Here is a 19,922-nt window from a genome sequence, read left to right as displayed (position 1 = left end):
GTCAGATGCCCGGAATGACGTCGCGGATCCTGTCCCCGAGGAAGTCCGTCACGGAGTCGAAGGCGTCGCCGGCCAGCTTGCCCACGTCGCCGCCCAGGTCCGCCAAGCCCTCCAGCGCGTCCTTCGCCACGCCCACGCCCGCGCGCGCCAGGTTGTCGAGGTGGCCCACCGCCGCCTCCGCGAGCTGCCCGCCCACGCCAGCCAGATCCTTCAGCGCATCCACGCCCGCGTCGCCCAGGTCGGCCAGGGCCCCCATCACTTCCTTGCCTCCCTCGGTCAGGTTGTCCTTCCAGGCCTTGGCGACCTCCTTGAAGGACTCCACGCCATCCTTGAGCAGATCCCTGGCGAACTTCTTCGCCCAGTCCGCGCGCCGATCGACGAAGTCCTTCACGGCGGTGGCCGCGGCCTTGGCCGCCTCGCCTCCCTTGCGCGCCAGATCCGACAGCGTCTGGCCCGCCCAGTCGCGCACCTTCGCGGCCGCCTCGCCCGGGTGCTCCGCCACGTAGCGCAGCGTGTCCACCGCGGCCTCGCCCGCCTGGGCCAGGCCGCGCACGACGTCCTCGGCCACCGCCAGGCCCTGCTCGCCCAGCGCGCGCACCGAGTCCCACGCCTTCTTCGCCAGCTCGCCGCCCTTGGCCAGCGTGTCGGAGAGGAACCGCTTCGCGTTCTCCGCGGCCTCGCCCGGGTGGCTGGCCGTCCACGCCAGCAGCTCCAGGCCCTTCTCGCCCAGCTCCTTCGCCTTGTTCACCGTGGAGCTGACGAGATCCCTCGCGCCGTTGATGAGCTCCTGGGCCTTCTCCTTCGCGGCGCCGGTCAGCTTCTCCCAGCCAGCCTTCAGGCCCTCGAGCGTGTCCACGGCCTTCTTGTAGAGATCCTTGCCGAACTTCGTCGTCAGATCGATGCCCGAGTTGACGATGCTCTGGATGCCGTCGAGCGCCTTCTTCGCGGCCTCGCCCGGGTTCTCGGCGATGTACTTCAGCGTCTCCAGGCCCTTGCTGCCCAGCTCCTTGGCCTCGGAGATGACGTTGTCGAGGACCTTCTGGGCCTCCTTCGCGATCTCGCCTCCCTTGGCGATGGCGGCGTTGAAGGCCTCACTGGCCTGCCGCGCCACCGCCTCGCCGTAGCGCGAGGGGTTGCGCACCACGTCCGCCATCTTGTGGATGAAGCCCGCGGTCAGCTTCAGGCCGTCACCCGTGGCCTCCGCCGCCGATACACCCGCGAACTCGGCCAGCTTCACGGCGCCCTTGGCGCCCGTCTCCACGCCCCACTGCGCCAGCTCGGCGGCGCCCTCGGGGCCATAGTAGGCGGCCAGCTGCGCCATGCCCGCCGGGCCCTGCGCCGCGGCTCCGGCCAGGTTGACGGCCTTCATCCACCCCGGGGCCTCGTAGTTCTCGGGGTCCGCCTCGTACTTCGCCTTCTCCTGGTCGAAGCCGATGTCCATCGCCAGCTCGGCCGCGCCCAGCACCACGCTCGTGCCCACGTCCACGGCCACGCCCGCGCCCCCGGTGAACACACCGGCGACGTCCAGCGCGATGCCCAGGCCCGCGTCCACGACATTCAACGTGGCGGCGGTGTGCGCGAAGTAGCCCAGGTCGTTGTTCTTGCCGTGCAGCTCCAGCGCTTCCTTCTCGTACTTCACCGCGTCGATGGCGTTGGGCACCGCGCCCGCCACCGGGATGGCCTTCGCCAGGTTCTTGAAGACCTTGCCGGCCACCTCGGCGGTGATCTCCACGCCCATCTTGCCCAGCGCCTTGTCCAGCACCTTCAGGCCCTGGCCCACGACCTTGCTGCCCACCTTGTCCACCAGCGGCCCCAGGCCCTTGAGGGTCGTGTTGAGGGCGTCGGCGCCCACCCCATCGGTGAAGCGCAGCAGCGACTTGAGCGCCGCCCCGTCCATGTCCTTCACGGCGTTGGCCAGCACCTTGCCCGCGTCGTCATCCAGCCTGGTGGCGAGCTGGGAGAGCTGCCCGGCTACCTTCGGATCGGAGAGCGCCTCGTTGAGCACCGAGTGCTCCAGGCCGCCCAGCGCGCCCACCAGCCGCTTGCCCGCTGCGGCATCCAGCGAGTCGAGCTGTCCCACCAGGTTGTCGAGCGCCTTCGGATCGGTGACGCCCCCGAGGACGGACTCGAGTGAGTCGGGGCCCCCCAGCTTCGTGGCGGCGGCCTTCAGCTTGTCCAGCTGCGCGGGCGACAGCTTCGAGGCCAGCGCCGGATCCAACCCCTTCACGGCGACCTCGGCCAGACGCGCGCCCTGCTGGGCCACCTCGTCGGCCTGGGAGACGCCCGCGTTGCGCAGCATCTGGGCGAACCCGGTGACGTTCTTCTTCAGATCGGGCAGCTCGGCGGCGAGCTGCGCGGCGGCCACGGCCTTGTCCTGCACGGAGGCCTTGGGATCGAACAGGGTGATGGCGGCGCCGGCCGCGCGCAGCGGACCGTCCAGCTTGCGCAAGTCATTGGCGAGATCGGGGAACTGCTCGCCCGCGAAGTCCTTGAGCGCCTTGCCCAGCGCGAGCGTGGCCTTGGCCTTGTCCACGCCGGAGGAATTGGGGTCCGCCCACGTCGACACGGCGCCGATGAGCTTCTCCGCCGAGGGCAGGCCCTTGAGCGTGGTGTCCAGCACGCCCTTGAGATCGGCCGGCTTGAGGATGTCACCGGCGGCCTTGGCCAGCGTGAGGCTGGCCTTGGCCTTGTCCACCGCGGACTTGTCCGGGTTGCTCAGGGTACCCAGCGCGCCCAGGGCCTCGGAGTTGGTGGCCAGCTTCGCCAGCTTCGAGTCCTTCACGCCCAGCCGCTCCAGCGCGTTGGGCACCGTCTGCGGGAACTGCGAGGCCAGCTCCCCGAGCGCCGTGGCCTTCTCCGAGAAGGAGCCGGTGGCCAGCTTGTTGAGCGAGTCGTATGCCTTCTTGATCTCCTCCTTGCCCTTGCCCTGCAGCTCCGGGAAGAGCTTGGGCAGATCCTTCGGATTCTCGGGCAGCGCCGAGGCGCGCTCCGGCTCCGTCGAGGGCTCCGACGACGGCTCGACGCCCCTGGCCCGGGCGCCGCGCGCGGTGGGGGCGCCAGACGTGGTGGCCAGCTGGCGGACCGTGGTGGACGAGGTGGAACCCGTGGCCGCGGGGGTACCGATGGCCGTGACCGGGGACTCGCCGCTCAGCCGGTTCTGGGCCCGGTTGTCGCCCGCGGAGAACTGGTTGCGGTTGAAGAGCTGGGTCTGGGGCTTCTGGGTCTGGAGCTGGGGCTGCTGGGACTCCGCCTGCTGACGGGCGGCGGCCTTCGCGGCGGCCTCGGCGGCGGCCTTCTCCGCGGCGCGACGGGCGGCTTCCTCGGCGGCGCGACGAGCGGCGGCCTCGGCGGCGGCACGACGGGCGGCGGCCTCGGCGGCGCCAGAGTCAACGGGGCGGGACATGGGGGAGACTCCTACCGTTCAGGAAATGAGGCGGGTTTTCCCGATTATCGGCAAAACCGATGGCGGGTTGCGAGCCCCCCCCTCTTCCCCTCGACGGCAGAGCGAGCGGGCTGGCATTCCGCCTTCAATCCCGCACGGGAACGGAGGAGATGACGGAGCGCGTCATGGGCCCTCCCCCGGTCCGCGAAGCGGGAGCCGCGCCGGGCAGGTCCGATGAGCGGACCCGGGCCCGGGGACTCCCTTTTCGAACTACTGCCACTGGTAGACGCGCACCCAGTCGACTTCCATCGTCTGGGGCGTGTTGCGGATGAGGTCCACCGTGGACTGCGGCACGCCAGGGTACGGGTAGGTGGCTCCGTTCACGCCCTGCGGATAGCTCCCTCCGACGGCCAGGTTGAGGATGATGTAGAAAGGCTTGTCATACACCCAGTTGCCGTACCGGGTGACCTCGGACTTGAGCGTGGTCTTCACCAGCACGCCGTCGATGTACCACTTGACGTCCGAGGGGGAGAACTCGGTGCGGTACACGTGGAAGTTGGCGACGGAGGAGTTGGGATAGAAGCGGCTGTTGATGGGCGTATTGCCCGAGTAGCCCGGGCCGTGCAGGGCACCCGAGATCCAGTCGCTGTAGCCGACGTTCTCCATGATGTCGAGCTCACCGCACGCCGGCCAGCCCACCGTATTGATGTCATGGCCGAGCAGCCAGAACGCCGGCCAGAGGCCCGCGCCCACGGGCAGCTTGATGCGCGACTCGATGCGGGTATGGCCGAACTGCCGCTTGCCGGCGCTCTCCAGACGGCCCGAGGTGAAGGGATAGCCGTTGTTGGATTGGAGGCGGGCGGTGATTTTGAGCGTGCCGTTGCTCACCGACACGTTCTGGGACGAGGTGGTGTATTGCTGCTGCTCGTTGTTGACGTGGACGTTGGTGACGTACGACCAGTTGGAGGTGTTCACGCTGGTGCCGTCGAACTCGTCGCTCCAGATCTGCACCCAGCCGGCCAGGGGCGCCTCCTGCTTCGTGGCCGCCTCCTCGATGGGTTGCTCGGCACCGGCCCCACATCCAGCGGAGACCAGCAATGCGCCTCCCAGACTCCATGCCAGCAAATGCTTGAACCCACTCAGACGCTTCGAATTGGAGATCATGTTCATGTCGGAATTTCCCCTCACCCCGGCGCATCACTGTTGGCGTGGCGCCCGTGAGAGAAAACCTGTTTAACATGACTCCAAGTAAAGTTCCTAATAAATGATTTCCCCGGAATGACTGACGCATCGGGTCAACGCGGGTGCACCCAGGGACTCTGGACGGATGCACCGTGCAGATCCAAACAGTGGGGCTGCCGCCAATAATGGGGCGAACGCAGCATCCAATCGAGGGGGAGAGCCGTGCGACGCTTCTTCAAACCGGTCGTGGTGATGTCCGCCGTATTCGTGCTCGGGAGCCAGTCTGGCTGTAGGGGCTCCGATGAGAATCTCGAGGAGGGGCTCACGCCCGAGCAGCTCCAGGCGCGTTGGACCTCCGAGCACGCGGGCCGTCCGGTTGGACACGCGGCCTCCTTCGAGTTGTCCGGGAGCCCGCTGATCCTCACCACGGAAGGCACCGCGCGCGTCGACGCCCCCAGCACCCTGGTGACGGGTGCCAGCTTCCCGGACAAAAAGTACTACGTCTTCTTCTCCGAGGCCCAGGTCGGCGCGCAGACGGGACTGTTGCTGCTGGAGGGTGAGCGGATCTCCGTCACCGCGGGCACGCTGGGGGCCGTGGCGCTCTCCAAGGCGACGGCACGCACGCACCGGGAGGATGGAAGCGCGGCGCCCGCCGTCGAGCTGAAGACCCGGATGGACTCCAACGTGAGCGATCCCCAGGTCACGTTCCCGGAGGACTGGAGCCTGGCCCAGAAGGCCCTGTTCTTCTCCGATCCCGTGGCCATCCAACCCAGCGGCCTGAGCCTGTCTGGTTTCACCCGGGGCGTGCTGGTCACCGCGAGCGGCTCCACGGCGATCTCCGGAAGCGTGAAGGTGGACTCCGCGAAACACATGTACTGGTACACCACCTCGTTCATCGAGAACCAGGCGAGCGTGATCGAGTCCCCCCGGTTCGCGCTCGGTGGCGCGCCTCAAGCCGGGGCGCTCGCGTCCTCGGAGCTCTCCCCTCCCCCGCCACTGCCCGGCGGGCTCGTGGGCGTGCAGGGCCGCGTGCTGCTGCAACCCGGGAGCGCCCGCAGCGAGGGCTCCTTCCAGCTCACCCAGGCCATGACGGACTCGGGCCTGCTCGTTCCGGCCGAGGTGCAGGTGGCCTTCGACGAGAAGAAGGTCCTCAAGGTCCCCCAGCACGGGCGTGAGCTGCTCACGGTCGTCTACCGGGAGAAGACGATGCGCGGGGACGCGGTGCTCGCCGATCTCCAGGTCACCGGCGGCGGCAAGGAGGCGGTGCGCGTCGCGATCGACGAGCCGGAGACGCTGGTGGGAGAGCTCTGGGATGCGGTGGGCGATGCGGGGATCGCCGGCCCCGTCCTCGCCATTCCCATCGCCATCGTCACGCCCTTCGTCGCCATTGGCGAGTGGATCTCCTGCCTGTTCTCCACCTGCCCCGTGGCCTATCCCCTGTGGATGAAGGCGGGCACCGTGTCGCGCTTCCACGTCATCGTGCAGGGTGACCTGCCCCCCGGCACCTATGACGCGGAGGTGACGCTGACCGGCCGCAACTACCCCGCCATCACCATCCCCGTGCACTTCACCATCGAGTGAGCCGGGGCGATGGGTGCCCTGATACCTCCGGGCACCTCGTTCGTCAGTGATCGAGCGACGGGCGGCCCCCCGACCGCAGGCTCTCGTCGATGAAGCGCAAGAGGGGCGCCATCAGGTGACCGCGCTCCGGGCTCTCTCCGAAGAGGTTGAGCTGGATGCCCTCGAGCTCCGGGAAGCCCTCGTCGACGGACAGGGCCCGCAGGCCCTCGGTCACGCAGCACTCCGGGAGCACGGCGACACCCAGGCCCGCGCGCACCGCCGCGGTGACGCCCATGATGCTCTCGCTCGTGTAGAGCACCCGCCAGGCCCGCCCGAGTGCCTCCAGTGCCTCGAAGCCCCGCGCGCGGAAGATGCACGACGGTGGCAGCGTGCAGATGGGCACGGGCGCCGCCGCGTCGATCCGGAAGTCGCGCGCGCAGACCCAGAGCAGCCGCTCCCGGCGCAACAGCCGCCCCCCCTGCTGCCCCGGGTTGGCGCACAGGGCGATCACCACGTCGAGCTCCCCGCGCTGCTGCGCCTCGAACAGCGTGTCGTTGAGGCCTACCTTCACCTGGATGTGCACGCGGGGATGGCTCTGGGAGAAGCGCGACAGGATGCCGGGCAGGTGCTGCGGCACGAAATACTCCGCGACGCCCAGGCGCAGTTCCCCCGCGTTGTCCGGCTCGGCGAAGCGCTGCACCGTCTCGTCATTCAACTTGAGGATCTGCCGCGCGTAGCTCAGCAGCAGCTCGCCGTCGGCCGTCAGCGAAGGCAGGCGGCTGCCGCGGTCGAACACCCGCCGCTCCAGCAGCTCCTCCAGCCGCTTGATGCGGATGCTCATCGCCGCCTGCGTCCGCCCGAGCTTCGCCCCCGCCGCCGTGAACCCCCCCGCGTCCACCACCATCACGAAGGAGCGGAGCAGATCCATGTCCAGGTCCGTGTACCCCATGCGCTCCATATTCAGGATTTATGGAGCGCATATCAACTATCAATCACGCATATTCTTCGAGGGGTTTATCTAGCTACTCGCGAACGCGGCCACCCGAGAGCCGCCGAGGAGAAGCCCATGAAAGCCGTCGCCTACCGCCAGTCGCTGCCCATCACCCACGCCGAGAGCCTGATCGATGTGAACGTTGCCGCCCCGGCGGCCCCCACCGGGAGGGATCTGCTGGTGCGGGTGGAGGCCATCTCGGTGAACCCGGTGGACGTGAAGATCCGCGCGCGGGTGGACCCGAAGGGTGAGAACAAGCAGCTCGGCTGGGATGCCGCGGGCACGGTGGTGGCCGTGGGCCCCGAGGTGAAGTTGTTCAAGGTGGGCGACGCCGTGTACTACGCCGGCTCGTTGGATCGCCCGGGCGCCAACGCGGAGCAGCACCTGGTGGACGAGCGGATCGTGGGCCACAAGCCCCGCTCGCTCGACTTCGCCGAGGCAGCCGCCCTGCCCCTCACCGCCATCACCGCGTGGGAGATGCTGTTCGATCGCCTGCGGGTGGCGCGCGGAGAGGGCTCGAAGGGGGGTTCGGTGCTGGTGCTCGGGGGCGCGGGCGGCGTGGGCTCCATCGCCATCCAACTGGCGCGGCGGCTCACGGGGCTGACCGTCATCGCCACGGCGTCCCGTCCGGAGACCCAGACCTGGGTGCGCGAGCTGGGCGCGCACCACGTGGTGGATCACCGCGAGCCCTGGGCCGCGAAGGTGAAGCAGATCGTCCCGGAAGGGGTGGATTACGTGCTCGCGCTCACCCACACCGAGCAGCACTTCGATGAGATCGTCGAGGTGCTCAAGCCCCAGGGCGCGCTCTCGTTGATCGACGATCCGGACGCACCCCTGCCCATCAACAAGCTCAAGGGCAAGAGCATCTCGCTGCACTGGGAGTTCATGTTCACCCGCTCGCGCTTCCAGACGCCGGACATGATCGCCCAGCACCAGCTGCTCGACGAAGTGGCCCAGCTCGTGGACGCGGGCCAGGTGCGCAGCACGCTCAAGACGAACCTGGGCACCATCAACGCGGCCCACCTCAAGCAGGCCCACGAGCTCATCGAGAGCGGCCGAGCCCTGGGCAAGGTGGTGCTCAGCGGCTTCTGACCGTGGCTTCCCGAGGCGCCCGAACAGTGGACAGGGGCCTCGTGATACCGTCCCGCCTGATGGCTGCCCCACTCGCGTCCGCCTCGCCCGCCGTGTCTCCGTTCTGGAATGTCCGCGGACGGTCCCACGCCGCCGCGCTGTCCCTCGTGCTCCTGGCGGTCCTGGGGGGCTGCCGCAAGTCGGACGCCGAACGGGCCGCCGAGGAGCGCGCCAGAATCGAGGAGAAGATCCGCGATTCCTACACGCTGGTGCCCTACCGGGCCCTCAAGCTGACCATCCGCGCCGAGGGGCAACCCCACGCGCCCAAGGAGATCGCCGCGCTCTGGAAGGCCCTCGAGGCGACGCGGGCGCTGCCCGACAAGGCCGTCACACAGGAGGAAGCCCGTCAGATCGCCAAGCAGTATCTGGACCTGGGGGTCGCCTTCTACAAGGCGAAGAAGACCCTCGAGAAGCGGGACGAGGACGAGTTTCCCCTGCTGTGGACCCGCTGGAACCCGGACGAGCCTCCCCTCTTCCTGGGGTACGACATCGGGCAGGAGCACGCCTTGCTGGCCGCCGTCTGGCTCCTGCTCGACAGCGCGGACCGGGGCAACCGGGTCCCGGCCACCGACCTGGTGTTCTACGAGCTGTCACGCGCCACGCCCCAGCCGACGTGGGATCCGACGTTCCGTGTCCTCATCCACGCCAACCGAGGCCTCGCGTTCTGCGAGGCGAAGTACCACTACGCGGCCGAGGAAGAGCTGAACGCCTTCTTGTCCGAGGCGGAGGCCCTGCCTCCGGCGGCCTTCCCCGGCTACCGGGGCATGGAGCCCGAGCAGACGCGTGAGGCACTGCTGGCCGCCGGCTACTTCCTGCGCGCGTGGAACCGCATGGCGCTCGACCGTGAGCGCGCCGCGGAGGACGACATCGAGCGCGCACTGCACTCGCTGGAGAAGCTGGGCGTGGAGAACGAGCTGACGTGGTGGGGCTGGGCCTTCATCCACTTCCGGCGCGAGCGCTACGAGGAGTCCGCGGAGTCCCTCGACAAGCTGGCCGCCAGCCCGTACGTCGGCCAGAAGGAGCGCGAGGAGATTCATGCCTGTGCGGAGGAGCTGCGCGGGCATGGAGATCGGCTGCCCATCTTCCTCCAGACCCGCGCCGCCATCATCCTGGGGCAGGCGCTCATCGCCCGCGCGGGCGGGCCGGAGGGAATCCTCGTCACCGTGCTCGGCCCCGAGCGCGCGAAGGAGATCTACTCGCCCCTGGCCTGGCTGGATCGGGTGCGCCAGGGCATGGGCGAGGTCTCACCGGAGCAGGTGGCGAGCGGCGCGGGGGACGCGCTCGACACGATCCGCGAGGTGGGCGGCAAGGGATGGCAGGAGCTCAAGTGGAAGCTGAAGGCCGCCATCTCCCGTGGCACCGCGGACTCCGGCCCGAAGTAGCCCCGCAGCAGGCTACTGAGACGGAGGAGGCGTCCGAGGCCGTGGACCCGTCGAGTCGCCACGCTCCACAAGGCCCAATGAGGCCGCCGCTGCATTGCCTCGGGGATAGAGCTTCCCAAGCCAAATCCGGGGATCACACCCCTGAGCGGGAATGATAGTCTGAACACCGGTTCAGACCTCACGGACGGGACACATGGCAGCGACCTCGAAGATCGAGTGGACGGACGCAACGTGGAACCCTGTTCGCGGCTGCTCCAAAATCTCCCCGGGATGCAAGCACTGCTACGCCGAGACCTTCGCCGAACGGTTCCGAGGTGTGCCCGACCACCCCTACGGGCAGGGCTTCGACCTACGTCTCGTGCCTGAGAAGCTCGCTGAGCCCTTGCGATGGGCGACGCCAAGGAAGGTCTTCGTCAACTCGATGAGCGACCTGTTTCACAAGGACGTTCCCGACAACTACATCGTATCAGTGGTCCGGGTCATGACGGTGGCGAACTGGCACACCTACCAAGTGCTCACCAAGCGCTCGGAGCGGATGCGTGACCTGCTGAGGACCAAACTGCGCTTCGCAGCGGATCACTCGCACATCTGGTGGGGAGTCAGCGTGGAGGATCGACGCTATGGCCTACCGCGAGTCGAGCATCTGCGCTCCGCCCCAGCACGTGTTCGCTTCCTCTCTGTTGAACCTCTGCTCGAAGACCTTGGTCAATTCGAGTTGAGCGGGATCCACTGGGTGATTGTCGGGGGCGAGAGTGGGGCTGGTGCCCGACCCTTGCAGAGGGCGTGGGTCACCTCCGTGAGGGACCAGTGCCGCCGCGCGCAGGTTCCGTTCTTCTTCAAGCAGTGGGGGGGGGTCCAAAAGAGCCGAACTGGCCGTGAGCTGGATGGCCAGACATACGATGCACTTCCTGATGTACCCACGGTTGCCTCGGTGATGGAGCGCCAGCGACGATTGGAGGCAATCGCAAATGTTGAATACGAGGGGAAGGTGGTGTGAGGGATGAGCGATGCCGAGAAGGGGGGAGCTAATGCTCAAGCGCTCTACGATGGCCGTGATCAGACGTGGGTCAAGCACTTCATCCTGAGGAAGTACCTCGAGCGATTTGCGCACATTGTTGGCTCGAAGTGGAATCCCATCACGTACGTGGACGGCTTTTCGGGCCCGTGGAACACGCAGTCGTCGGCGTTCGAAGACAGCTCCTTCGCCATTGCCCTTGAGGAGTTGCGGAAGGCGCGCAACACGCTTCGGGCTCGTGACATCGAGCTGGGTATCCGCTGCTTCTTCATCGAGAAGAATCGGGCCGCGTACCAGCACCTCGACAGTTTCGCGAAGGCCACCACAGACGCCGAGGTCCGCACGCAGAACTGCGACTTTGAGGAGGCCATCCCGGAGATTCGCCGCTTCATCGAGGCTGGAGGCAAGAAGGGCTTCCCCTTTATCTTCATCGACCCCAAGGGATGGTCCGGCTTCGCGATGGATAAGATTCGCCAGCTTCTTGAGCTTGAGCCCGGAGAGGTGCTGATCAACTTCATGACCCAGCACATCCGACGGTTCATCAACTCCCCGCAGGAGGTGCATCGCGAGTCCTTCGAGCGCCTCTTCGGAAGAGGCGAGATTCAAGAGGAGATCATCGGGCTGACCAAGCAGGACCGTGAGGATCGGCTCGTGGGCGCCTACGTCCAGAACGTCAAGCGTACGGGTCGGTTCAAGCACGTTTGCACGGCGGTGGTGCTGAATCCGCTGAGAGCCACCACGCACTTCCATCTCATCTACGCAACCCGCGATCTCAAAGGAGTCGAAGTCTTCAAGAACGCCGAGCGGAGCGCGATGAATGAGATGGAGGCGCGCCGTGCTGAGGCTCAGCGGCGCGACCGCATGGAGCGGTCCGGCCAGGGTGAGTTGGTCCTTTTCGGACAGCGCGAGGACCCAAAGTCGGACCACTACGAGCAACTCCGTGACCGCTACGTCACGAAGGCTCGCGATAGAGTTCGCAGGATGCTCGAGAAAAATGGGCGCGTTCTGTACGACGACGCATGGGGATTCGCACTCGCTGCGCCGCTCACGTGGGAGCAAGACGTGAAGGGATGGCTCGAAGACTGGAAGAAGGAGGGTTTCCTCACCATTGAGGGACTAGGTGAGCGGGAGCGCGTTCCGAAACTGGGCCACGGAGTCCACCTTGTCTGGCGCGCTCGCCAGCGCTGACTGGCCGAAGTGGGAACAGAACCTGCGCAAGGGGATGGAGCGCAGGGGCCTGGCGGGACGGCCTCGGTGCCGTAATCCGCCGATGTGTTCGGGCCCATCCTTCTCTACTAAGCCATCCCAACTAAATCCGTTCAGGCGAAGCAGCGCCGAAGCCCGATTTCTCGGCCTCGGCGGTGGTTGCCCCTGACAGAACTTACTTAGGTTGGCTTGGGTCCGCGCGCCCCCTGCCCTTCCCCTCCAGGACTCAACGGCCCGTGCCGAGCTCCACCAGCGCATCGGCGAGGCGGTCCATCTCCGCGCCCTCGAGCCCGGTGGACGCGAGCTCCTCGCGTGCCTTGCGCCGCACGGCCTCTCGGTCCAGTCCACCGGGAACGCGCGGCACGAGGGTGCTGATGCGCGCGCTGATCCGCGCGAGCGCCGGCCGCAGCTCGCCATCGAGGGAGTTCACGGGGGCCTCCGCGCTGTCGGGGGCACGGAGTTGGATTTGCTTGGCCGCGTCCATCTGCGCCTGGAAGAACGCGGTGATGGCCTCGTCCCTGGGCGCCGCGAGGCCCAGGGCCGCCGCGGCCTCGTGGACCTCCTTCCGGGCGGTGTCCAGCACCCGTGCCTCCTGCGCGAGCACCTCGATGGGCTGGCCCGCGCGGCGCTTGGCCGTGGCCACCCGGGGCATCAGCGCCAGCCGCTCGGCCGTCGCGGCGAGCAGCGCGTCCACCGGCGTCGCGGTGGGCCCGGTGGCGCCGGGGCCCAGGTGCCGGGCGCGGATCCGCTCGAGCGCTCCGCTCGCCTCCTGTTGCAGGAGCCACATGTCCAGATCGGCGGCCAGATCGGCCCGCGAGGGCTCCACGTAGAGCGCCACCACGTCCCGGGTGAACGGGCCCACCCGCTCGATGCCGGAGAGGCCCTCGGCCCAGCGGGGACCCTCGAAGGTATTGGTGAGCGCCGCGTCGGCCTCTCCATTGGCCAGCGCCTCGCGCACCGCCGCGTTGTTGGGAATGGCGACGATGTTCGCGTGGTGGAAGTGGGCGCGCGCCACGCGCTCCAGGTGTCCGCCCCGGTTCACGGCCAGGCGGAACTCGGGCCGGTCGAGCACGCGCAGGAGCGCGAGCGGCTCCTCGGGGGGACTCGCGGGCGGAGGAGCCCAGGCCGGGCGCCGCAGGAGCAGCAAGGCCCCGTTGCGAGCCACCGGAACGGTGTAGCGCCCGGTCAGCGAGCGATCGGGCCGGACGGTGATGCCACTGGTCGCCACGTCGAAGCGGTGGGCGCCGAGGTCCGCCACCAGCTCCGGCCAGCGGAAGCGCACCCATTCGAGGCGGTAGCCGCGGTCGGACGCATAGGCTTGCATGAGCTCGGCATCGAAACCGGACGCCTGCCCGTCGTGCAGGGTGCTGAAGGGCGGGTAGTCGCTGCTCGTTCCCACGCGCAGGACGCGGGGCTCGCTCGAGGGCGGGAGGGTCCGGGGCTGGACCGCGCACGCCGCGAGCAGGGCCAGCACGGTGCCCGCGAGGAGACGGAGTTGTCGGACCTTGGGAGGAGAAGAAGAACGCATTCCCCGAGTCTGCCCCAGAGTCACGCCTCCCGGGTGAGCGGAGAGTGGCTCGCCCCCGACGACCTCATCGGGGGCGAGCACCGTGTCCTCACGTCATCAGTAGATGACGTAGGAGGCCGTACCGCTGCAGCTCGTGTCGCGGAAGCAGCCGACACGGATTTGATGCGGCATGTTCTGGCCCACGACGTTCACGCGGTAGACGACGTGCGAGAGGCTCCCGCAGGTGCCGAAGGCGTCGTCGTTCTCGGCCGCCACCATGCCCGACGACTCGTGCACCCGCACGATGGTGTCACCGACGCCCGAGGCGCCCTCCAGGCCGCAGGTGCCCACATCGATGACCTGGCCATACGACAGCGTCACGTTCTGGTTGGCGGTGTTGCGCGAGCCGCTGCTGGTGTTGGTGAGGTTGAAGGAGAACGTGCCCCGGACGAGGTTGGCGTTCGGGGTCACCTTCCACACCACGACGCCACCGCAGAGATCGCTGTTGGTGCAGCCGGCGCGAATGGTGTAGTCGCCCGAGGCCCCCACCCTGTGCTTGAAGTAACACGAGCTGGCGGCGATCTCGGTGCCCTGTGCATCGGAGAGGCGCAGCGAGGTGTCACCGGCGGCGAAGGCGCCCGGCAGGGTGCAGGTGCCCACTTCCACCACATCACCCGCGGAGAGACTGATCACCTTGTCCGTCGTGTTCTGTTGGGCATTGTTGGTCTCGCCCGTGAAGTAGGTGAACGAGGTGGCCGGGCGGTTCTGGGGCGGCATGTCGGCGCACAGCCGCGGGCTGGCGTTGTTGGTCGCGGCGCACAAGGTGCGGATGGCGTTGTAGACGTAGGTGCTATGCTCGCCGGTGCAGCCCGTCTCGGGGCACGTGTTCACCACGTTGCAGGTCCCGTTGGCGACATAGTCCGCGTCACCGCGCACGGCGATGCTCGCCACCGTGTAGTTGTCCATCTCGTACACGGCCGAGCCCGAGTTGCCCGCGAAGGTGTCCGTGGTGGACACCAGGAAGTCCAGCGACTCCGCGTTCGCGTCGCGCACCGTGCCACCGGAGGCGATCTTGAAGGGGATGGCGCTGCTGCTGCCGATGACGGCCAGCTTCTGCCCGACGGCCAGCGGGGTGTTGCCCTTGCGGACCGGGGCCGGGGTGAAGCGCGGCGTGGCCGGCCGGTCCAGGCGCAGGATGGAGTAGTCCATGTACCAGCTCAGCTCATGCGCCACGATGGCGGTGCAGCGGAAGATGTCCTGCGTGGTGACCTGCTGCAGCGCTCCCTCCGCGGTCCGGTAGAAGTTGAAGACGAAGCGGGTGTTGGCGCACTCGTCGGGGGTGGGGACACAGTGGGCCGCGGTGAGCACCAGGTCATCGTCGATGAGCGTGCCGGAGCAGAAGGCCGCCCGCGGGTCATCCCGGAAGCGCTCGGTGGTGCAGAGGTTGCGGCCTTCGCCCAGCGTCTGGCCGGTGAAGACGACGTGGTTGGGATCCGTCGCGTCGATGAGCGGGGGGTGCATCAGCGCCACGGTGGACTGCTGTGCCCGCGCGCGCAGCGTGGCGTCCGGGTGGGCGTAGACGTCCAGCCGGTCGTCCGTGCCATAGACCACCTCGCTCTTCTTCTCTCCGAGCGCGCCCTTCTCCGCTTCCAGCCCATTCGCCGGGCCGCAGCCCGCCGCGAGCGTGAGCGTACACATCACCGCGCCCACGAAGGGGCGCACCAGGAACCCGTGCTTGAAATGTTTCATGGGGGATGTCTTTCTTGTTTTCTCGGGGGGCAAGAAAGCCTGCCTTGGCAGGCAAGCGCAAGTTGAATACCCCAGAAAAGCCGTATTCGTAAGAAGAATTGAACGTCGTGTGGGGATGTTTGAACTTTCTATGATGGCTTTGCATTGTCGCTCCCGCGTCGCTGGAAAGGGGAACTCCGCTCGTCAATGGACTCGGTATACGAGTCCGGCAATCACCCCACACCGTCCACTGGAGAGCACCCATGCCCGTCACCCTGATCAACCCCGATGGAATCCCGAATACCGACGCGTTCCGATACCGACAGGTGGCGATTGCCACCGGCACCCGGCAGGTGCACATCGCAGGGCAGGTCGCGTATGACGCGAATGGACAGCTCGTCGCACGGGGTGACCTGGCTGGACAGGTGGCGCAGGCCTACCGCAACGTCGCCATCGCCCTCGCGGCCGCCGGGGCGACGTTCAACGACGTCGTCCGACTGACGTTCTATGTGGTCGACTGGAAGCGCGAGATGATATCCGACTTCCTCGCCGGCATCGATCAGGTCGCCGAGGAGCTGAAGATCATGCCGGCGCCGGCCTCGCTGATCGGGGTCTCCATGCTCTTCGAGCCGGGCGTCCTCGTCGAGATCGAAGCCACCGCGGTCGTGGGCTGACCCACGGGGGGTGGACCTGGCCGTGTACGTGGCGGACGCTGATTCACGTCAGGGGCATGGATCCACCGGCCCCTGGCGCGATAAGCCTACGCGCTCATGCCAGGAGAAAGACCATGAAGAGGCGGTTCGGCGCGCTGTCACTCGCGGTGGCGGCGACGCTCTTCTTCGGACAGCAGGCCGAGGCCAGCTCGCACGACGTGGAGACGGAGCTCCTCCGTGACGACTCCGAGGCCCAGGACAAGTGCCCCTCGGCCTGCTCCACCCAGAGTGAGTACTGGACGGGTCAGTGGCGGACGGCGGCCCCCGAGAAGACGTCCAGCTGCCACTGTGCCCTGCCCCCTTTCGAGCACCTCGTCATCGACGCGGGCTCTTCAGGCACCCGGCTCCTGCTCTACGAGGTGGCGCGGGGTCCCCAGGGATGCCAGGTCACTCCCTCCAAGAAGCAGGAACAGAAGAAGGATTCCACGCTCAGCGCCCTGGCGGACATGGACGTGAAGAAGGCGGAACAGGAGCTGGGTGAACGGATCACCGCCCTGGCGCCGACCCGCGTGGTGCTGCTGGGGACAGGGGGCTTCCGCCAGAAGGGAATGCAGGGGGAGCGCAAGATGCGGGAGCTGCGCGGGCGCCTCGCCAGACACGTCCAACAGGTGGAGATCATCTCGGGAAAGACGGAGGGCGAGCTGGCCTGGCTGGCCACGCGTCCCGCGGAGAAGACTCCCTTCTCCACCCTGGAGATCGGAGGCGTTTCGGTGCAGTTCGCCACCGGCGAAACGGGTGGCGACATTCAAAGCGTCAGTGATGATGCCGTGGGCATCCACGTCCTCTCCGAGGAGCTGGGCAAGGACAAGGCGAACTGCCTGAAGGAAGAGGAGAACTTCACCCGCTGCATGGCCGCCGTCGGGCAGCGGCTGGAATCCTCGCAGCTCGTGCGCAAGGCATCCAAGCTGATCCCGGAAGGACAACACCGCCCGGTGTATATCATTGGGAAGGAGCTGGATGCGTTGTTCCAGCCGGGCAAGGAGCTGAGCCTGGCGAACCTGGAAGGGATCGGGAAGAAAACGTGCAAGGACGCGCGCACGGGTGATGACAAGGCGAAGGCACGCTGCTTCAACCTGGCGTATCTGTCGGCCCTGTTGAAGGCGGTGAAGGTCGAGTCCATTCGCAAGGGGGCCGACTCCTGGACTCGCGCGGCCGCGGTGCATGCCGACTACTTCCCGAATTGCCGCTGACTCCTGCCTGCTCCGGCCTCCGTTTCCCGCGAGGTAGAGGATCATGGACCGTATCGACGCCATGCGCGTGTTCGTCTCCGCGCTCGACGAGGGCAGCCTGGCCGGCGCGGGCCGCGTCCTCGGACGTTCGCCAGCCGCCGTCACGCGCGCCATCACCTTCCTCGAGAACCACGTGGGGGTGCAGCTGCTGCACCGCACCACGCGCTCGATCCGCCTCAGCGAAGCCGGCGAGCGCTACGCGGCCGCGTGCCGCCGCATCCTGACCGACCTCGAGGAAGCCGACATGCTCGCGGCGGGCGAGCGCGGCGCGCCCCGGGGCCTGCTCTCCATCACCGCGCCCCTCGTCAGCGGAGCCCGCATCCTCCGCCCCATCCTCGACGCCTTTCTCGATCAGCACCCCACGGTGAAGGCCCGCCTGCTGCTGCTCGATCGCACCGTGAGCCTCGTGGATGAAGGACTCGACGTGGGCTTGCGCATCGCGCACCTGCCCGACTCCACCCTCATCGCCACGCGCGTGGGTGAAGTCCGCAAGGTGCTCTGTGCCTCGCCCGCCTATCTCGATTCGGCCGCGCCCATCGAATCCACGGCCGATCTCGTGCACCAGCGCTGCATCCAGATGACCGCGTTCGGACAGGAGTCCTGGAACTTCCCCCCGGTGAGTGGCTCGAGCGGGACCCGGCACGTGACGATCGAACCGAGGCTCGTGGTCAACACGGTGGAGGCGGCGGTGGAGTCCGCGCTGGAGGGCCGCGGCATCACGCGCGTCCTCTCGTATCAGATCGCCGACGAGGTGGCCGCGGGCAGGCTCCGGATCATCCTGGCCGGGGACGAGCCCGCGCCGCTCCCGGTGCATCTCATCACCCCGGAGGGGCGGCTGTCCGTGCCGAAGGTCCGCGCCTTCTTCGACTTCGCGGCCCCCCACCTCAAGGCGGAGTTCGCCCGCCGGCAGCGCGCCTGCGCGGACTGAGGGACGAAGGCCCGGCTCAGGCCGGCAGATGGCGCGCCAGGAAGTCGCGCATCAACGGCACGATCTCGTCGGCCTTGTCCTCGAGGGCGAAGTGCCCGGTGTCGAGCAGGTGGAGCTCGGCGTTGGGCAGATCGCGCAGGAAGGCCTTCGCGCCCTCGGGCGGGAAGATGCTGTCGTTGGCGCCCCAGGCGATCAACGTGGGCGGCTGGTACGTCCGGAAGAACTCATGGAACTTCGGATAGAGCGCCACGTTGTTCCGGTAGTCGTAGATGAGATCCAGTTGGATCTCGATGCTGCCCGGCCGGTCCAGGAAGAGCTGATCATGAAGCCAGGCCGCCGGATCGAGGCGGGACACGTCCTTGACGCCATTGACGTACTGGGACCGGGTGCCCTCGAGTGTCATGAAGGGCCGCACCACGTCGCGACGCTCGGGTGAATTGTCGGCCCACAGCGCCTTGATGGGATCCCAGAACGCCTGGAGGCCCTCTTCATAGGCGTTGCCATTCTGGGTGATGAGCGCCGTCACCCGCTCGGGATGCCTGAGCGCGAGCCGGAAGCCCGTCGGCGCGCCATAATCCATCACATAGAGCGCATAACGCCTCGCACCGAGCTGCTCGAGCAGGCCATCGACGATCTCCGCGTAGCGCGCGAAGCTGTACGTGAACGCCTCGCGCGAGGGCATCGCCGACAGGCCAAAGCCGGGAAGATCGGGTGCGATCACATGGTAGCGATCCGCGAGCGCGGGGATCAGATTGCGGTACATGTGCGACGAGCTGGGGTAGCCGTGCAGCAGCACGACCACGGGCGCATCGGCCGGACCCGCCTCGCGATAGAAGATCTCCAAGCCCTCGACCTTCGTGGTCCGATGGTGGGTGACGGGAAGGCGGGTCGACGGGGTAGCGGACATTTCGATTCTCCGGGGTGGTGTTGACGAGGACTGATCTATTTCCCCTTCCCTCGCGGAAGAATGCGCTTCTCTTTCAAGTCAGTCTTTCGCTCCACGCAAGAATCACCGCCGAAGCTGTCGCCCAGGCTCATCGATGTGAGGCCCCGCCCATGGATCAGACCTCCCCCGCCATCGTCGTGCGCGACTACCGCCCCACGGACGTGGACGCCCTGATGGCCCTGTTCCGCACCGCGGTGCTCCAGGTGGCACGGCGCGACTACACCGAGGCCCAGGTACGGGCCTGGGCCGAGCGGATGGACCGGGAGCGTTGGCTCGAGCGCCTGGCGGCCAGGCCGACCTTCGTCGCCGAGGTGGGCGGACAGATCGCCGGCTTCAGCGACCTGGAGCCCGATGGCCACATCGACATGCTGTTCGTCCACGCGGACCATCAGGGACGGGGCGTCGCCTCCGCGCTGTTCGAGCACATCCTGGCCCGCGCGAAGGTGGCGGGCCTCGAGCGCCTCTACACCGAGGCCAGCCTCACCGCCCGGCCGTTCTTCGAGCGCCGCGGCTTCACGGTCCTCGCGGCACAGGACGTGCCCGTCGCCGGGGAGGTGCTGCGCAACTTCCGGATGGAGCGAGCCCTCTAGCCGAGCGCTCAGCCGGGTGGACGGCTGGGGCGACTGAGAATGTACGCCGCCCCGACGAGCATCAGCGACCCGGAGAGGGCCAGCACGGGCCACTTCACACGCAGGACGAAGGCCATGAGCGCGAAGCTCACCCCCATGGCGGAGATCGCGCTCGCCTTCACCTTCACCGGCACGGTGCCGTACTGGTTCCACTCCTGGAGCCGAGACCCGAAGTGCGGATGCGTGTACAGCCAGTGATGGAAGCGGGGCGAGCTGCGCGAGAACGCCCACAACGCCAGGAGCAGGAAGGGCGTCGCGGGAAGCAGCGGCAGGAACGCGCCGAGCATCCCCAGGCCGACACAGATGAACCCGATCGCCGTGAAGAAGGGCCGGAAGCGCTGGTTCCGCTCTTCATCGACGCTCGGGGAACGTGGCTCCATCGTCGGTTCGTCT

General features: G+C 67.7%; 16 protein-coding genes. 9 read left to right on the top strand and 7 right to left on the bottom strand.

Annotated features, from left to right (window positions below; all coding sequences use genetic code 11):
* Nucleotide 1: 1 nt before the first annotated feature.
* Nucleotides 2–3,403, bottom strand: a complete 3,402-nt coding sequence (locus tag CYFUS_RS25360) for a Dauer Up-regulated (RefSeq protein WP_095987576.1) — start codon at nucleotides 3,401–3,403, stop codon at nucleotides 2–4.
* 249 nt (nucleotides 3,404–3,652) lie between these two features.
* The gene (locus tag CYFUS_RS25355; protein WP_095987575.1) at nucleotides 3,653–4,552 is read right to left on the bottom strand and encodes a glycoside hydrolase family 16 protein; all 900 of its coding nucleotides are present in this window, start codon (nucleotides 4,550–4,552) and stop codon (nucleotides 3,653–3,655) included.
* Nucleotides 4,553–4,786: 234 nt separating this feature from the next.
* Here CYFUS_RS25355 and CYFUS_RS25350 point away from each other — a divergent pair, with 234 nt between their 5' ends.
* Complete coding sequence (locus tag CYFUS_RS25350; protein WP_232536780.1) at nucleotides 4,787–6,145, top strand: hypothetical protein; 1,359 nt, start codon at nucleotides 4,787–4,789, stop codon at nucleotides 6,143–6,145.
* A gap of 43 nt (nucleotides 6,146–6,188) precedes the next feature.
* Here CYFUS_RS25350 and CYFUS_RS25345 read toward each other — a convergent pair whose 3' ends face one another.
* Nucleotides 6,189–7,073 (bottom strand): LysR substrate-binding domain-containing protein, encoded by an 885-nt coding sequence (locus CYFUS_RS25345; protein WP_232536779.1) that lies wholly within the window; start codon nucleotides 7,071–7,073, stop codon nucleotides 6,189–6,191.
* Nucleotides 7,074–7,190: 117 nt separating this feature from the next.
* Between CYFUS_RS25345 and CYFUS_RS25340 the strand changes: the two genes are divergently transcribed.
* The 4 genes from CYFUS_RS25340 (at nucleotide 7,191) to tcmP (ending at nucleotide 11,831) form a co-directional block, all read left to right on the top strand.
* Complete coding sequence (locus tag CYFUS_RS25340; RefSeq protein ID WP_095987573.1) at nucleotides 7,191–8,207, top strand: zinc-binding alcohol dehydrogenase family protein; 1,017 nt, start codon at nucleotides 7,191–7,193, stop codon at nucleotides 8,205–8,207.
* Nucleotides 8,208–8,266: 59 nt separating this feature from the next.
* Entirely contained in the window at nucleotides 8,267–9,628 is a 1,362-nt protein-coding gene (locus CYFUS_RS25335) for a hypothetical protein (protein ID WP_198316054.1), read from the top strand.
* Nucleotides 9,629–9,821: 193 nt separating this feature from the next.
* On the top strand, nucleotides 9,822–10,625 hold the full coding sequence (locus tag CYFUS_RS25330; protein WP_095987572.1) for a DUF5131 family protein: 804 nt from the start codon (nucleotides 9,822–9,824) through the stop codon (nucleotides 10,623–10,625).
* A 3-nt stretch (nucleotides 10,626–10,628) separates the two neighbouring features.
* On the top strand, nucleotides 10,629–11,831 hold the full coding sequence (gene tcmP, locus CYFUS_RS25325) for a three-Cys-motif partner protein TcmP (RefSeq protein ID WP_095987571.1): 1,203 nt from the start codon (nucleotides 10,629–10,631) through the stop codon (nucleotides 11,829–11,831).
* Nucleotides 11,832–12,075: 244 nt separating this feature from the next.
* Here the strand turns inward: tcmP and CYFUS_RS25320 are convergent, their stop codons facing one another.
* On the bottom strand, nucleotides 12,076–13,377 hold the full coding sequence (locus tag CYFUS_RS25320) for a transporter substrate-binding domain-containing protein (protein WP_095987570.1): 1,302 nt from the start codon (nucleotides 13,375–13,377) through the stop codon (nucleotides 12,076–12,078).
* Between the two features lie 96 nt (nucleotides 13,378–13,473).
* A complete protein-coding gene (locus tag CYFUS_RS25315) occupies nucleotides 13,474–15,105 on the bottom strand; it encodes a trypsin-like serine peptidase (protein WP_095987569.1) in 1,632 nt (543 codons plus the stop codon).
* Nucleotides 15,106–15,347: 242 nt separating this feature from the next.
* Here CYFUS_RS25315 and CYFUS_RS25310 point away from each other — a divergent pair, with 242 nt between their 5' ends.
* The 3 genes from CYFUS_RS25310 to CYFUS_RS25300 all read left to right on the top strand — a co-directional run bounded on the left by CYFUS_RS25310 (nucleotide 15,348) and on the right by CYFUS_RS25300 (nucleotide 17,954).
* Nucleotides 15,348–15,758, top strand: coding sequence for a RidA family protein (locus CYFUS_RS25310; RefSeq protein WP_095987568.1), 411 nt, complete (start codon nucleotides 15,348–15,350; stop codon nucleotides 15,756–15,758).
* Nucleotides 15,759–15,871: 113 nt separating this feature from the next.
* The gene (locus CYFUS_RS25305; RefSeq protein WP_095987567.1) at nucleotides 15,872–16,987 is read left to right on the top strand and encodes a mannan-binding protein; all 1,116 of its coding nucleotides are present in this window, start codon (nucleotides 15,872–15,874) and stop codon (nucleotides 16,985–16,987) included.
* 43 nt (nucleotides 16,988–17,030) lie between these two features.
* Nucleotides 17,031–17,954 carry a LysR family transcriptional regulator gene (locus CYFUS_RS25300; protein WP_095987566.1) on the top strand — a complete coding sequence of 308 codons (924 nt, stop codon included), beginning with the start codon at nucleotides 17,031–17,033 and terminating at the stop codon, nucleotides 17,952–17,954.
* 16 nt (nucleotides 17,955–17,970) lie between these two features.
* Here the strand turns inward: CYFUS_RS25300 and CYFUS_RS25295 are convergent, their stop codons facing one another.
* The gene (locus CYFUS_RS25295; RefSeq protein ID WP_095987565.1) at nucleotides 17,971–18,861 is read right to left on the bottom strand and encodes an alpha/beta fold hydrolase; all 891 of its coding nucleotides are present in this window, start codon (nucleotides 18,859–18,861) and stop codon (nucleotides 17,971–17,973) included.
* A gap of 149 nt (nucleotides 18,862–19,010) precedes the next feature.
* Here CYFUS_RS25295 and CYFUS_RS25290 point away from each other — a divergent pair, with 149 nt between their 5' ends.
* Nucleotides 19,011–19,490, top strand: coding sequence for a GNAT family N-acetyltransferase (locus tag CYFUS_RS25290; protein WP_095987564.1), 480 nt, complete (start codon nucleotides 19,011–19,013; stop codon nucleotides 19,488–19,490).
* A gap of 8 nt (nucleotides 19,491–19,498) precedes the next feature.
* On the opposite strand, the gene CYFUS_RS25285 is transcribed toward CYFUS_RS25290, so the two are convergent.
* Nucleotides 19,499–19,909, bottom strand: coding sequence for a YbaN family protein (locus tag CYFUS_RS25285; protein WP_232536778.1), 411 nt, complete (start codon nucleotides 19,907–19,909; stop codon nucleotides 19,499–19,501).
* Nucleotides 19,910–19,922: the final 13 nt, after the last annotated feature.

It is taken from the genome of Cystobacter fuscus (assembly GCF_002305875.1).
GTDB classification, from domain to species: domain Bacteria; phylum Myxococcota; class Myxococcia; order Myxococcales; family Myxococcaceae; genus Cystobacter; species Cystobacter fuscus_A.
Note: the sequence above shows the minus strand (reverse complement) of the source record. Positions and strands in the feature narration are given on the sequence as shown.